Source organism: Colwellia sp. SU-HH01172 (assembly GCF_057553355.1).
In genome coordinates, this window is sequence record NZ_BAAJMB010000009.1 from 1 (window position 1) to 16,130 (window position 16,130).

At 38.3% G+C, this 16,130-nt stretch carries 13 protein-coding genes; 9 read left to right on the forward strand and 4 right to left on the reverse strand.

Going from position 1 to position 16,130, the window contains the following annotated elements; translation table 11 throughout:
- Positions 1-145: 145 nt before the first annotated feature.
- From AC27JP_RS18495 to AC27JP_RS18530, 8 genes are all read left to right on the forward strand, one after another.
- Complete coding sequence (locus tag AC27JP_RS18495; RefSeq protein WP_487117412.1) at positions 146-355, forward strand: hypothetical protein; 210 nt, start codon at positions 146-148, stop codon at positions 353-355.
- 328 nt (positions 356-683) lie between these two features.
- Positions 684-1,979 carry a sensor domain-containing diguanylate cyclase gene (locus tag AC27JP_RS18500; protein WP_487117413.1) on the forward strand — a complete coding sequence of 432 codons (1,296 nt, stop codon included), beginning with the start codon at positions 684-686 and terminating at the stop codon, positions 1,977-1,979.
- Positions 1,980-2,013: 34 nt separating this feature from the next.
- Positions 2,014-2,796 carry a substrate-binding periplasmic protein gene (locus AC27JP_RS18505; RefSeq protein WP_487117414.1) on the forward strand — a complete coding sequence of 261 codons (783 nt, stop codon included), beginning with the start codon at positions 2,014-2,016 and terminating at the stop codon, positions 2,794-2,796.
- Positions 2,797-2,919: 123 nt separating this feature from the next.
- Positions 2,920-4,593 (forward strand): energy-dependent translational throttle protein EttA, encoded by a 1,674-nt coding sequence (gene ettA, locus AC27JP_RS18510; RefSeq protein WP_487117415.1) that lies wholly within the window; start codon positions 2,920-2,922, stop codon positions 4,591-4,593.
- Positions 4,594-4,711: 118 nt separating this feature from the next.
- Positions 4,712-5,077, forward strand: coding sequence for a PilZ domain-containing protein (locus AC27JP_RS18515; RefSeq protein ID WP_487117416.1), 366 nt, complete (start codon positions 4,712-4,714; stop codon positions 5,075-5,077).
- Between the two features lie 43 nt (positions 5,078-5,120).
- Positions 5,121-5,618: a glycine cleavage system transcriptional repressor gene (locus AC27JP_RS18520; RefSeq protein ID WP_487117417.1), complete on the forward strand. Its 498-nt coding sequence runs from the start codon at positions 5,121-5,123 to the stop codon at positions 5,616-5,618.
- Between the two features lie 133 nt (positions 5,619-5,751).
- Positions 5,752-7,836 carry a polyphosphate kinase 1 gene (gene ppk1 / locus AC27JP_RS18525; protein ID WP_487117418.1) on the forward strand — a complete coding sequence of 695 codons (2,085 nt, stop codon included), beginning with the start codon at positions 5,752-5,754 and terminating at the stop codon, positions 7,834-7,836.
- Between the two features lie 37 nt (positions 7,837-7,873).
- Entirely contained in the window at positions 7,874-9,394 is a 1,521-nt protein-coding gene (locus AC27JP_RS18530) for a Ppx/GppA phosphatase family protein (protein WP_487117419.1), read from the forward strand.
- 118 nt (positions 9,395-9,512) lie between these two features.
- Here the strand turns inward: AC27JP_RS18530 and AC27JP_RS18535 are convergent, their stop codons facing one another.
- The 4 genes from AC27JP_RS18535 to AC27JP_RS18550 form a co-directional block, all read right to left on the reverse strand.
- Entirely contained in the window at positions 9,513-10,478 is a 966-nt protein-coding gene (locus tag AC27JP_RS18535; RefSeq protein WP_487117420.1) for a PstS family phosphate ABC transporter substrate-binding protein, read from the reverse strand.
- Between the two features lie 207 nt (positions 10,479-10,685).
- Positions 10,686-11,984, reverse strand: a complete 1,299-nt coding sequence (gene phoR / locus AC27JP_RS18540; protein WP_487117421.1) for a phosphate regulon sensor histidine kinase PhoR — start codon at positions 11,982-11,984, stop codon at positions 10,686-10,688.
- Positions 11,985-11,994: 10 nt separating this feature from the next.
- Positions 11,995-12,696 carry a phosphate regulon transcriptional regulator PhoB gene (gene phoB / locus AC27JP_RS18545; protein WP_487117422.1) on the reverse strand — a complete coding sequence of 234 codons (702 nt, stop codon included), beginning with the start codon at positions 12,694-12,696 and terminating at the stop codon, positions 11,995-11,997.
- Between the two features lie 450 nt (positions 12,697-13,146).
- Positions 13,147-14,073, reverse strand: a complete 927-nt coding sequence (locus AC27JP_RS18550) for a porin (RefSeq protein ID WP_487117423.1) — start codon at positions 14,071-14,073, stop codon at positions 13,147-13,149.
- A gap of 299 nt (positions 14,074-14,372) precedes the next feature.
- Here AC27JP_RS18550 and AC27JP_RS18555 point away from each other — a divergent pair, with 299 nt between their 5' ends.
- A complete protein-coding gene (locus AC27JP_RS18555; RefSeq protein WP_487117424.1) occupies positions 14,373-16,124 on the forward strand; it encodes a sensor histidine kinase in 1,752 nt (583 codons plus the stop codon).
- Positions 16,125-16,130 lie beyond the last annotated feature (6 nt).

The following is a 16,130-nucleotide window of genomic DNA, read 5'->3' on the forward strand; positions in this document are numbered from 1 at the left end:
TTCAACAGCCCCTAGGGTTGCAACCCTAACAAAAAATATAAAAACAACGACAGTAGAAAATTAATTCTGAACATTTTTGCTATTATTTATAATGTTAACGCGATATTCTTATGCCACGTTAACAACTGTATCAACGGGATGTGATATGGAATTATTACTTGTAGTAGCAATGGACTTAGCCGATGAAACCTGCCGTAAACATCAGAATAACTTCAAAAACTTGGAAAGCCACCCAGAAGTTTGTTTAGATTTAATCAACGAATTACAAACACGTATTAACGGCTACGAATTAGCCGACTATGCCAAAGCAATGGCATATGCCGTTAACAGTTTGCGGGCGAAAGCTGAAACTTAACTTAGCCCCTAGCGCATCAAAGATAAAAACAACAATATTCCCTACCAATATATTACCGCTATATTCAGTGTACTTCCTAACAGTTGCACTGCTGATAACCAGCTGTGCACTGCCATAGAACCCCATTGAGAAAGCAAATTTAGACTCTAGTAAGAAATTTAATTTGCATTTATAAATAAATAGGCTGATATTGATAGCTATAATGAAATATTAATTAAGAACATTTCATTATTAGTCAGTGATTGTTATCGGTTCCTGCGTTAATAGCTTAACGATTATAAAGCTAACTCAGGGGAAGTAGGACAAGTAACAATGATTGGAAGTGAGTATGAAAGAGAAAGAAAACCAAGATAACGCCGCATTATTGTTACAAATACAATCAATGTCCGAATTACTTAATAACATCGACGCATATGTTTTTACTAAAGATTTAGAGGGTAAATATATTTATGTGAATGCTGATGTTGCTGAGCTATTTCAAATGCCCATTCAAGATATTATTGGCAAAGATGACAGCTATTTTTTCGACCTTGATGTCTCTGATGAATTACGGCAAAACGACCTAAATGTCATTAACAACAAGATCACGGTTGAATCTGAAGAAAATAATCATGTTAAGGCAACGGGGAAAATTCACACCTATAAAAGCATCAAAAAGCCGTTATTTAACAATGAAGGCAAAGTGATAGGCTTGTGCGGTATATCAACAGATATCACTGAACAAAAAGCACTTGAAGCAGAAAACCGCGAACAAAAACATTTACTTGATGTTATTTTAAATAATGTTGACGCCTATATTTATATGAAAGACTCCACACGTCATTTTCGTTATGTGAATAGCAAAGTGGCTGAGCTTTTTGGCTTAACGGCTGAAGAAATTATAGGTAAACGAGATATTGACGTTATTCCACAAGAATTCGCAGATCAATTCTGGCAAACCGATAAACTCGTTTTTGAAAATGATGAAAAAATAACCATCAATGAAGCTTCACTCGGTGCTGACAACAAGATACATCATTATTTAAGTATTAAAGTACCGTGCGATTTTAAGGAAAATACCAAAACCTTAATCGGCTTTTCTACCGATGTCACTGAGTTATACCAATTAAAGGAAAAATTTAAACAGCTCGCGAATACTGATGAATTAACCGGACTATATAATCGCCGGTACTTTTTCGAGAATGCAAAACGTGAATTCAATCGAGCCGTTCGGCATCAACATCAGCTCGCCGTGATCTCAATTGATGTTGACTACTTTAAAGCCATAAACGATAAGTATGGCCACCCTATCGGCGATCAAGCATTAATAAAAATAGCACAATTCATTACCCCCACCATTAGGGCAGAAGATACATTTGCCCGAATTGGCGGCGAAGAGTTCTCGATATTATTACCCAACACATCTAAATCCCAATGCCAAAAAGCAGCGGAAAGGCTGCGAGACTTACTAGACACAAATCCGATAATATTGGAAAAAAACATACAGCTAGAAATAAAAATTAGTGTCGGCGTATCCATTATTAAAGCCACCGACACTAGCTTCCAAGATCTTTATGCTCGTTCAGACATTGCATTATATAAAGCAAAATCTATCGGCAGAAATCAGGTATATATGCTTGACTAATAAAAACTTTCGGAGCAAGTTCAAGCGAATAATTATGCCGAAACAAAGCCTTCATCAACAAAAAATAGCATTCATATTGTTAACATTAATGCTGTTTTCTATTCCTAGCTACGCCTTAAATACCGCGCAACCACAAACGATTAAAAAGCAAAGCTTTCGACTCATAACTGCCATATACCCGCCTTATAATTATTATGATGAACAAGTAAAAGGCTTAAATGTAGAAATCATTAAGGCGGCTTTTTCTGCGGTCAACTATCAAGTAACGGTTGATATTTTACCTTTTGGCCGCGCGTTACTGTATGCCAAACAAGGTAAGTTTGACGGGGTTACTTTGTGGCACTCAAAACAAAGAATGCAATGGTTTGAATTTTCTCAGCCTTTCACCCAATCAGAGTTAATATTTTTTAAGCGCAAGTCGCTACCGGTAAGTTATGGTAATTTTTCAGACATAAGCCCTTACACCATAGGCACTGTGCAAAAATATGCTTACCCGAAGAGCTTTATCCAAAATACTCAACTCAATTTAGCCAAAGTGCTGACTGATGAGCAGAATATCAAAAAGCTCGTGCTTGGCCGTATTGATCTCGCGCTAATAGATAAACGTATGGCACAATTCATTATGCAAAAACATTATCCTAAACAGCGAGCCACATTTGATTCTGCCGGGACATTAACCAATGAAGACTATTACCTTGCCGTTTCTAAAAACACTGATAACTATCTTGAAAAACTCGCCGCTTTTAATCAAGGGTTAGCGATAATTCAAGCAAATGGTACCTTGGCAAAAATTACCAACAAATATGATAGCTTTTAACTTTGCCAGAATTGTTGGCAAAAGCAACAACTCACCGTTGATGATAAAAGCTGTTTGCTAATCAGGTCACTATTAACCTAAAATATCGCCAATATAATTTTCATTAAAACAAAAGGTTCTCTCATGGCATTGCCAGATAAGTTTATTTTCTCAATGAACCGCGTTTCTAAGGTCGTTCCACCGAAACGCACTATTTTAAAAGACATTTCCCTTTCTTTTTTCCCAGGTGCGAAAATTGGTGTTTTGGGCCTAAACGGCTCAGGTAAATCAACGCTACTGCGCATAATGGCAGGTGTTGATAAAGAGTTTGAAGGTGAAGCTAACGCCTTAACTGGCACTAAAATTGGTTATTTACCACAAGAACCTCAACTTGATGAAAATCAAACCGTGCGCGAAGCGTTAGAAGAAGCAGTATCGGAAGTTAAAAATGCCATGGCGCGCCTTGACCAAGTGTATAACGAATATGCAGAAGAAGGTGCTGACTTTGACGCGCTGGCAAAAGAGCAAGGTGAACTTGAAGATATTATTAACGCCCAAGACGGTCATAACATTGATAACGTTTTGGAACGTGCTGCTGACGCCTTACGTTTACCTGAATGGGAACAAAAAATTGCCGTATTAAGTGGTGGTGAGCGTCGTCGTGTTGCGCTTTGTCGTTTGTTACTTGAAAAACCTGACATGCTACTACTTGATGAACCAACTAACCATTTGGATGCTGAATCAGTGGCTTGGTTAGAACGTTTCTTACATGATTATTCAGGTACAGTTGTTGCAATTACCCATGATAGATACTTCCTTGATAACGTCGCGGGCTGGATATTAGAGCTCGACCGCGGCCATGGCATTCCTTACGAAGGTAACTACACCAATTGGCTTGAACAAAAAGATGCCAGACTTGAGCAAGAGAAACGCACCGAAAATGCCTTGGCGAAAACCATTAAGCATGAGCTTGACTGGGTACGCTCAAATCCAAAAGGTCGCCAAGCGAAAAGTAAAGCTCGTATGGCGCGTTTTGAAGAATTATCCAGTAATGAAAATCAAAAACGTAATGAAACTAACGAATTATATATTCCACCTGGGCCACGCCTTGGTGACAAAGTCATTGATGTTGACAACTTAACCAAATCTTATGGCGACAGAGTATTAATTGATGACTTAAGCTTTAGTATTCCCAAAGGTGCTATCGTCGGCATTATCGGCGCTAACGGTGCAGGTAAATCGACCTTATTTAAAATGCTTTCAGGCGCTGAATCAGCAGATTCAGGTTCCGTTAGTGTTGGTGATACGGTGCAGCTTGCCAGTGTTGATCAATTCCGTGACGACATGGATGACGCGAAGACTGTCTATCAAGAAATATCAGAAGGCAGTGAAATCATTCAAATTGGTAACTATGAAATTCCGGCACGTGCTTACGTTAGCCGTTTTAATTTCAAAGGCACTGATCAGCAAAAAATCATTGGCCAATTATCCGGTGGTGAACGCAACCGTGTGCATTTAGCTAAGTTAGTGAAAACAGGCGGCAATGTACTCTTACTCGATGAGCCAACCAACGACTTAGATATTGAAACCTTACGCGCACTAGAAGAAGCCATTTTGGAATTCCCAGGTTGCGCTATGGTCATTTCCCATGACCGTTGGTTCTTAGATCGCATTGCAACACATATTATTGATTACCGCGATGAAGGCCAAGTAAACTTCTTCGAAGGTAACTTTACTGAATATGATGAATGGTTAAGAAAAACGCTCGGTCCTGCGGCGCTAGAACCACATAGAATTAAATATAAAAAAATAGGCTAATTAGTTAGTTAACTATTTAGTAAATAACAAGATAAAGGCACCTTAATGAATTAATTAAGGTGCCTTTTTTTTAAAACCGAGCTATGCTGAGTATATCACTTGGCTAAGCTTAAAATTCATGCAAAATCGACGTCAATTTACACGAGTTCTCTTTTCCATGCAGGCAAAACTGATATTAGATGAACATCAGTTTGACGCCAGAGTTCACGATATTTCACTAAATGGTGCCCTCATTACCCTCGACAGCCAAGGTTTAACATTAACTCGTCAACTTGGTTTACTGTCGTTTCAGTTAGATAATGCCGACGCCATTATCTCCATGAGCATCGCCGTGGTACACCAAGAAGGCAATGAAATTGGCGTACAATGTAATGGCATAGATATCGACAGTGTTAGCTTATTACGTCGTTTAGTGGAACTTAACCTAGGCGATGATGAGCAATTACATAAAGAATTGTCACAATTAACCCGTACCGAGCAATAAAGCGCCCAAATAACCTCTCATTACTATTTTCAAAGGACATGTTATGAATCACCTTATTATCTCATTTATTACCGCTGACCGCCCCGGCATAGTTGATACCTTATCTAATGTTATCAACAAGCATCAAGGTAACTGGCAAAAATCTAGTTTGCAGCAAATGTCGGGAATATTTGCGGGCGTTGTCGAAATCGCCTGTGCTAGTGAACATATTCAAGCATTATCAAACGAACTTGCCGGTTTAGAAAACTTTAAAATGCAAATTGAGCATGTAGCTCACGCTGATGTTGCACCTCAAACTCAGGTAGTTTTAGAATTAACGGCAAATGACCGAGCCGGTATAGTGCAAGAAATTTCTTCAACTATTCACCATAAAGGTGGCAATTTACTCAAGTTAGTCAGTACGCAAGAAAGCGCGCCACATGCTGGCCATAAATTATTTAAAGCAAAAGTCACCATAGCGGTAAATGGTGCAGATATTGACCATTTGATCGATGCATTAGAGCACTTGGCCGATGACCTAATGGTTGATATTTCCCGTTAAAATGTCACTGATAACCGTTTGATAAATAGTGACTCAAATTAGTCATAAGTTACTGTTCGCCATAAAACGGTAACTTAAACTCTATACTATTGTTTTATTTAATAATTGTTTTCATTAGATAAACGGTACTGTTATGTTTTTCGATAAAGAATTAAGTTGGTTATCCTTCAATGAACGAGTTCTGCAAGAAGCCGCGGACGATACCGTCCCCTTAATTGAGCGTATTCGATTTCTCGGTATTTACTCCGCCAATCTTGATGAATTTTTCCGCGTGCGTGTTGCTAATATTCGTCGCCAAGCCCTGCTTGAAGGCGCACAGGAAGATGCAAAAAATCATTGGCGGGCATTGCATAAAAAAATAATTGCGAAAGTTCAGGCCTTAACGTTGCAATTTGAGCAAGTATCAAAACAATGCTTCGAAAAGCTTCAGCAAGAAAATATCCAAGTAATATTTAAAAATAATGCTGATACCGCATATGAAACCTTAGTTTCCAAATCCCAACTTGCTTGGCTAGAACAGTATTTTAATCACCGTATATTACGTCATATCACGCCCATCATTATTCATTCAAAAACTCATTTGGCAAGTTGTATTGACGACGATGGCATCTACTTTTTAGTAGCATTAGTTCAAGAAAACACTAAGCAATATGCGCTAGTAGAAATACCGCATGAAGACACTGATCGCTTTATTCAACTACCCCGCGACAAGCAAAGTAATAGTCAACACATTGCGCTCCTCGATGATGTCGTACATTTATACCTTGAGAAGCTTTTTTTAGCCGTATTTGATTATCAGAGCATTGAAGCTTTTTCATTCAAGCTCACCCGTGATGCTGAATATAACCTAACCGACGACTTAGACGAAAGCTTACTTGATCAAATGTCTAAGGGCTTAAAGCAAAGATTAAAAGCCGATCTTGTGCGTTTGGTTTACGATCAAGATATGCCAAAATATATGGTGAATTTTTTATCTAAGTCACTAAAAGTAAAGGAATTAGATAATTTAGTGCCAGGAATTCCTTATCGAAACTTTAGAGATTTCATCCATTTTCCGAATTTAGCTTCGCCTGCTTTAGAAAACCCAAAAATTCATGCTTTAGATGCTCAAATATTTTTAACCAACACCTCAGTGTTTGCCGCTATCAGCCAACAAGATATTTTACTGTACTACCCATATTATAAGTTTCGTCATTTTACTGAGTTTATCAGGCAAGCTTCTTATGACCCTTGGGTGAAACAAATTAAAATTAATATCTATCGCGTTGCCAAGCATTCTCAAATTATTAATGCCTTAATAGAAGCGGTTAAAAATGGTAAAAAGGTGACTGTAGTCGTCGAATTGCGTGCTCGCTTTGACGAGCAAGCCAATATTGAATGGGCAAAGATAATGAAAGACGCGGGTATCCACGTCGAATTTGGTATTGAAACACTAAAAATTCATTCGAAGCTTTGTTTAATTACCCGCGTAGAACAAGAAAAAACAGTTCGTTATGCCCATATTGGCACCGGAAATTTTCATGAAAGCAATGCCAGAACTTATACCGACTTTTCCTTATTTACTAAACATAAAGAAATTTGCCAAGAAGTCGACAACGTATTTTCTTTTATATCACATAGTTATAAACGCTTTCGCTTCAACCACTTAATTGTTTCGCCACTAACCTCGCGTCGGCGTTTTTATCAACTAATCGATAATGAGATCCAATTTGCGCAAGAACAGAAAAAAGCTAAAATTACCCTAAAGCTAAATAACTTAGTTGATAAAGGCCTGATCAACAAACTATATAGCGCCAGTAATGCTGGAGTAAAAGTCGAACTATTGATCCGCGGTATGTGCTCATTAGTGCCAGAGCAAAAAAGCCTAAGTGAAAATATCACGGTTATTTCAATTATCGATTTATTTCTAGAGCACCCACGTGTGATGATTTTTCATAATCAAAATCAACCACTAGTCTTTATTTCATCGGGTGATTGGATGGTACGAAATATTGATCATAGAGTCGAAGTGGCATGCCCTATTTATGACGAAACATTAAAAGCACGTATTATTGATATTATTAACTTACAACTATCGGATAACACCAAGGCACGAATAATTAATGACAAACAAGACAACCAATACGTAAAGCAAGCTAACAAACCGGTCTTGCGCTCACAACTGGCAATTTATGATTACTTGCATGCGATAGAAAAGCCAATGCCTAAAGGTTGCTAGTAAAAAGTTATTATGACCAACAACAATAAGGCCCGAGATGACGTTATCAACGCAAGCAAAAGCAGCAGAAAATAACCATTACTTTGCGGCACTCGATATCGGCTCCAATAGTTTTCATTTTGTTCTCGCGCGTCAAATCCATCAGCATATCCAAATAGTGCACAGTGAGAAATATAAAGTAAAACTAGCGTCAGGGTTAGACAATAATAATTACCTTTCCAATGAAGCGATAATGCGCGGTATAGCGACGCTAGCAAGTTTGTCTAGCTCAACTTCCCACCTTAATACAACAAACTTTCGCGCTGTCGCAACTTATACCTTAAGAACAGCAAAAAATGCCAATGAGTTTTTATCGATAGCAAAGCAAGTTTTTCCCTTTGACATTGAAGTCATCTCTGGGCATGAGGAAGCGCGGCTGATCTATCGTGGCGTCAATTATCATAGCGCTTCAACAAAGCAACGTTTGGTGCTTGATATTGGCGGTGGCAGCACGGAATGTATCATAGGATTACAAGCCGATGTTCTCGCGCTGGCCAGCTTAACGTTAGGATGTGTTAGTTACAGTAAAACATTCTTCGCTGATAATAAAATGACCAAGCGACAGTTTAATAACGCCATTACTGCCGCTAAAGTCGAAATTGCGTCTATGGTAAAACGCTATAAAAAATTAACTTGGCAAGAAGTTATTGGCACCTCAGGGACAATAAAAGCCATATACCAAATAGTGAATCACCATCACCACATTAATCAGCCAATTCACTTAACACATTTACATGAAATAAAAGGCAAGTTAATTGCCTGCCGCAATATTGAAAAAATAGACATAGCAGGCTTAAAACCGGGACGAAATCATGTCATCGCCGCAGGTGTAGCAATTTTAATTGCCTTAATGGAGGCGCTTGAAATTAGTGAAATTGACTACTGTAAATATGCCCTGCGAGAAGGTGTGCTGTTTGAGCAACAACAAAACAGCTCTCATAATGATACTCGCCAACGTACCATAAATAGCTTAACCCGCCGCTTTAATATTGACCTAACACAAGTAGACCTAGTTAAATCTTACGCTGAGCATATCTTTGCGCAAGTGCATACCAGCTGGAAACTTTCTCAGCCTATCTATTATGAGCTACTTATCGCCGCCGCGCATGTCCACGAAATTGGCTATGATATCAATTCAACTCGCTATCATAAACATGGCGAATATATATTAGCTCATGCTGATTTAGCCGGTTTTAATCAAGAACAACAACAGGCATTAGCTTGGCTCGTTGGCAACCAACGAAAAACAATTGCGACCAGCTCAAATTCACTCTGGCAGCAGCTACAGCCAAATTTATTAGTTAAATTATTAACAATTTTACGATTAAGTATTATTTTGAGCCAACAACGCTTTTCAAGTAATCAGCACTTCCCCGCAATCACCATTACGCAACAAAAGCTATTACTTAGTTTTGGCCGACAATGGCTAGCTCAGCGTCCGCAAATAGCCAATACCTTAGTCAATGAGCAACAACTCCTAGCAAAACACGGTATAAATATTGAAATGAACTTTCATTAGCTCGACGGGTATATCTTTGCCGATTCTTCAAATATTGAAGCACATACTAGAACAAAAAAGCCCACATTCATGACCGAATGTGGGCTCTAAAATTCGCGTTAGTCAGTTTACGCTTTACTTATAAAGATAAACCTAATTTTTTATATTCTTTAGCAACGACTGATGCTGGTAATGGAATGTAGCCATCTTTTTCAACAATCTTTTGACCTGATTTTGACAATACCATTTTCAAAAACTCTGCATCCATAGGCGCTAATGGCTTGTTTGGGTGCTTGTTAACATAAACGTATAGAAAACGAGAAAGTGGGTATTTTTTAGAAACCGCATTTTCCATTGACGCTTCTACGAAATTATCACCTTTTTTCGACAATGGTAATGCACGAACACCAGATGTTTTATAGCCAATACCTGAGTAGCCAATACCGTTTAATGACGCTGATACCGATTGTACAACTGACGCCGAGCCGGGTTGCTCATTTACGTTGTTCTTGAAGTCACCTTTACAAAGAGCTTTCTTTTTAAAGTAACCATAAGTGCCTGATACTGAGTTACGACCGTAAAGCTGTACATCTTTACCTGTCCACTCCCCTGTTAGACCTAAATCTCCCCAACGGTCAACGTCTTTTTCTGCACCACATTTGCGGTTGTTAGAAAAAATCGCATCAACTTGATCAATGCGTAGACCTTTGATTGGGTTATCTTTATGAACAAAAACCGCTAAGGCATCAATAGCAACACGCACAGGTGTTGGCTTATAGCCGTAACGCTTTTCAAATGCCTCGATTTCACGAGACTTCATCTTGCGACTCATAGGACCTAAGTTTGACGTTGCTTCAGTCAGTGCCGGTGGCGCCGTTGACGAGCCTGCCGCTTGAATTTGTACATTAACATTTGGGTAAGTGCGTTTAAACTCTTCGGCCCAAAAGGTCATCATATTGGCTAAAGTGTCTGAACCAACAGAAGATAAGTTACCTGAAACACCACTGACTTTTTTATAGCTAGGTAAATTACTGTCAATTGCTAATGCGCTAAAACTTAACGCACTGGTTAAACCAATAACACCTAAAACACGTTTTAAACTCATGTTACTCTCCGATGAGAATTTAAATTAATTTGTGAACACTATAGGGTTCGAATATGACAATAATAAGTAAAGTTTGTGACACTTATATTACAGCAGTCATAAAATCGTCATTAATTATTAATAACAAAAAAGCACCTATATAAAGGTGCTTAATATTTAAGAAATATAAAGACGTAAAGAAAAACAGACCGGTAAGTAATTGAAATATTATTTATTTTCTTTTTTCAACGAAAAGTAAATGATAAATTCACTACCTTTATTCCACTCACTTTCAATCGAAAGCTCGGCATTGTGATGATTTAATACATGCTTAACAATCGCTAAACCTAAGCCTGAGCCACCGGTATTTCGCGAACGAGACTTATCAACACGAAAAAAACGTTCCGTTAAGCGATTAACATGTTCAGGTTTAATGCCCGGGCCATTGTCTTTTACGCTAAAGCGTATTTTATTACCGTCACTTGCTAGACACACATTAATAGTGCCATTTTCTGGGGTATAGGCGATAGCATTTGATAATAAATTCATACAAGCGCTTTTTAGCTCATGCTCATTACCGTTAATTTTAATATCTGGGGCAATATCATCGGTAATTGTATGATTTTTATCCTGATTTAACCATTGCACATCTTCCACTATGGTCAAAATTAAACGTGATAAATCAACTTGTTGAAGATTATCGTCTTCGAGATTATTTTCAACTCGCGACAACACCAACAGCTGCTCAACCAAGCGATCCATGCGAGAAACTTGCGTCTCTATGGTTGCAAAGGCTTTTTGCCAATGAGGTTCCAGCGCACTGTCAGTTGCCTGAACCATTTCAACATAACCACGCACCACAGTTAACGGCGTTTTAAGTTCATGAGAGACATTGGCAACAAAATCTCGGCGCATTTCTTCGAGCCGTTGAATTTTACTGATATCACGAGCCAGCAATAAAATTTGATCGCTGCCATATGCCATCATGCGCAGTTCTAATTGCACTTCGCTATTTACCGGCGACATGATAACGCATGGGCTTTCATAACTGCCGTCTTCCAAATAATGAGCAAATTCAGGAAAACGGATCAGGTTATCAATACGCTGACCAACATCACTAGGCCAGCGAATACCAATTAACTGTGAGGCTTTTTTATTGCCCCATAAAATGGCTAATTCTGTTGATAGGACCAGCGCCGCATCTGGCAACGCCTCAGCACCATCTCTAAATTTACGAATACGTTCATTTAATTGCTTTTGTTTTTGTCGTTGCTTTCTAATGCGATGGTACAACCCATCATAAATTCGTCCCCATATTCCTCGCGCTTGTGGCGGCGCAATCGACGTTCCTTGCCATAACCAATCCATTAATTTAAATAGATGATTGTAATTCCACAGCAATAAGGCCGTTGAGGTTAACGCCAACGCCAAGAAGACATTTCCAAAGATATAACCAACAGTGCCACCGACAATTAATGTAGCAGCAATGCGAGTTATGATAGTGCGTGAAGATAAACGAAAAGGCATAAATTAATAATTATACTCGGTCTTTGGTTTTACCAGAAAAGCGATAGCCAGAGCCTCGCACGGTTTGAATAAAGTCTTCATGACCTTCACCTGCAATCGCTTTACGTAAACGTCGAATATGAACATCAACGGTTCTATCTTCAACGTAAACATTGGTGCCCCATACGTTGTCTAATAGCTGTTCTCGGCTATAAACCCGCTCAGTATGCGTTAAAAAAAAGTGCAATAAACGAAACTCTGTCGGCCCTAAATCTAGGTTGTTATCATTAATCGAAACACGATGTGCAACTGGGTCTAACTTGATACCATGAAATTCAATGGCTTCTTCAAGGGCGGTTGGCGCAACTCGACGAATAACGGCTTTTATCCGTGCAATAAGTTCTTTAGGAGAGAATGGCTTAGTGACATAGTCATCGATGCCGGCATCAAACCCTTTCACTTTATCATCTTCATCGGCTCTCGCAGTCAGCATAATAATAGGTATAGAGCGAGTGTATTCATTTTGCTTCAGCGACTTAGCAAGCTTTACCCCAGTTCCACCGGGCAACATCCAATCAAGCAAAATCAAATCAGGATATGGTTCCTTAATTTTTGTTTGTGCTTGTTCAATCGTTTCAGCTTCAATGGCGTTAAAGCCATTTTGCTCTAATACAAAGGTGATCATCTCTCTGATCGGCGCTTCGTCTTCTACAACTAAAATCTGTCTATTCATGTATCTTTCCTGATGCCTAAATAAAAAATCGTCTACCAAACATTGTGATAAATTATTGTGACAGTTTCATGACACCGATAAAATTAATGTCATGATCGGCTAAGCTATTCAAATAGGCAAGAAAAAAGCCGCATTAAGCGACTTTTTAATAAATAATAACTAGGGGCTGTTGATCTTTGTTTATATTTTCAGCAATAGGTTATTTTTAACGTTAGCAAAGCAGAATGAACGATGTTTGGTTGTTCCAAATAAGTGAAATTCTAATGCTGCTAGCGTTAAAAATAGTCATTGCCCAGAGGGCTGAGTCTAAAATTGCCTTACTTTGCGTTAAAAATGACTGATTTAGATGACTAAATTGCACCATTTTCGCCTTAATTAAGGCAATTTTAACTCTCAGCTGAATTAATAAACAAAGATCAACAGTCCCTAGCCTATTTACAGAATGACTAACTAAAACTTGTATTCAATACCAGCCGCTAGGTAATCTTCATCTGCACCACTATCCATATCGAAACTGGTGTAAAATGTATAAAGCTTAGTGCTCTTTGCTAATGAGTAATCAGCGCCTAAGGTGATACCTGACTTATCATCACCGCCATCAAAATTAGCCGCTTGATATTGACCTTTAAACGTCACTTTATCCATTTTATATTTAGCTGAAACCATGAAGCCGTCCATTTCAGCACTACCATCTACTTTTTCTTGTGTTTGAATAATAGCGCCTAGCACAACACCGCCAACTTTACCTTGCACCGTGGCACGAGTGATGTCATAGCCATTAACTTCAGAATCAACCGCTACTGAAGCAAAGATTTTAGACTTTTTCAGTTTGCTATCACCATAAAACACTGCAACAGAAACACCATCTTCAGCATCAACAGCATCTTCAGCAATGTAAGTAACACCTAATCGGAAATTGTTAAAGGTTGGTGTTTTATATGAAACCGTATCAGCCAAACGGTTTTCACCTTTCCAAAGATTTTTAATATCACCATTTAAGTCACTGAACAAATCTACTTTGCCTTGAGATTGCTTAAGCATAGTGTCATTTTTACCTAACAACACTTCACCAAAACTTCCTGCTAAACCAACGTACTGGTTACGGTCGGTAATGCTATCGCCTTTTTCACTATCGCCATCTAAGTCAACTTGAAATTCAGCTTTATAAATAACCGTTAAGCCATCACCTAAGTCATGCGTACCTTTTAAACCTATGCGCGAAGCATTACTTTTTACTTCGGTAAAAGAGCCTTCACCTTCGTCTGAAGATTGCACTGAAAGATTGGCTTTACCATAAATGTCAACATCAGCTGCAAATGCCGACAGCGATAAAGAAGACAAAAGTGCTACGGCGATTTTGTTGTACGTATGTTTCATGTAGATACCTTTAAATTAAGTATGTCTAGAAAATAATTGCGGCTATTTTGCCAAAGCTTTATGACACTTTTGTGACATAAAGAAAATAATTCGGTCTAATTATGACAAAAACCATAAACTTTGTTGATATTTTTGTGGCAATTTCATGATGTTTTTGTTGATTTTTTTAGACAAAACAATGACAAAAAACAAAGAAGTCAGCGCGAATCTCTGATAATTAAATAAGAAAATTAAAAAAAAACTTTTAACCTTTTATAAAACCGCTAAAATCAAGAAAAGCGAAATAAAAGATATATTTAATGAAAACTACTAGTCTGTCACGAAAATTACTTGCACGAGTATTGTCATTTTATTTTGTTCTCACCTTTCTCGTCACCTGTGTACAAATAGGTGCCGAATATATTAATACTAAAAGCCACATCACCAGTGAACTTTTAACACTTGAGAAAACCTTTAGTGGCAGTTTAACCCGAGCAGTTTGGGAGCTAAACACCCAACAAGCCATAGATATTGCCGATGGTTTAGTGGCCATCCCTATGATCAAGGGCATCACCATTACCGATGAAAATAATCAAATCATTGCACAATTGGGCCTAGTGGCTGATGAAGAAACACTAAATATTGAATCTTTGAATGATGGCTTATCCGACAATGAATACTTTAACGTTACCTCAAGTAGTGACGGTTTGTTTGGTCATTCCTTTCCACTTATATTTGAGTTTTCCGGCCGTACCACAAAAGTGGGTTCTGTCACCCTACTATCAAGTAATGAAGTTATTTTTAACCGCATTCAAGTCGGTATTTATTTTCTAATTGGCAATGCCATGGTGAAAACAGCAGCGTTAGTTTTATTATTTTCCATCGCCTTTTCCCAACTACTTACTAACCCACTTAACGAACTTACCGAACAAATAAATCAATTTGATATCGACGACCCAGAGGCATCGAAATTACATGTTATTAACTATGAAAATAATGAATTAAATATTTTACAAAATGCCTACAACAATTTAATTGATGAACTGGTGGTCTATAAAGAGCAATTAGCACAAGCACAAAGCAATTTAATTTCCGCCAACAGTAAACTTGACGAACAAAATTTAATGCTGGAACAGGAAGTCGCGAGAAAAACCTCGTCATTAAGCACTACTATGCTGAAAATGGAAATGCAGCAGCGAGAGTTATTAGACCAGCAAGGTAAGTTACAAGCAGAAAATAGTCGCAGAAGCCTGACCGAAAAAACCCTTATTAACACCAATCACGAATTAAAAAACTCAATTTTAGAGTTAAATAAAGCACAAGAACGCCTACTCGATGCAGAAAAAATGGCAATATTAGGGAATATGTCTGCAGAAGTGACTCATGAAATTAACACCCCTATTGGCGTTAGTATTACCTCAACAAGCTATTTAGCGGATTTACTCGCGGCACTTAAAACCGATGTTGAGAACAACAAATTGAGTAAACGCGTTCTTAATGACTACACACAAAATTCTGAACAAGGCATCAACCTACTTCTTAACAATCTAGCACGAGCATCTGAGCTGATAACCAGTTATAAGCAAGTGGCTGTTGACCAAATTAGTGATAAAATTCGCTTAGTGAATATTGGCAAATATCTTGATGAAATCATTCATTCCCTGCACCCAAAATTAAAGAAAACCAGCCACAAGATTAAAATTGACTGCCCTGAAAACTCAGAAATTTATTGTCATGCCGGGGCATTTTCTCAGATATTTACTAATCTGATCATCAACTCGATTATTCATGGTTTTAGCGACATCAATCGTGGGCTTATTACCATCTCAGTACAACTGACCAGCGCCCATGTTCATATCGTCTATCAAGACAATGGTCACGGTATGTCGGAAGAGCAGCTTAGCCATTTATTTGATGCTTTTTATACCACAGCCGCTAGTCAAGGAGGCACAGGTTTAGGTACCCATATTGTCAGAGATCTAGTAGAAGACACCTTAAATGGTAAAATCACCGCCAGTTCAGCGCCAGAGCAAGGACTTCGCTACGACATCGAATTTAGCAGCATGCAATAATTGCCA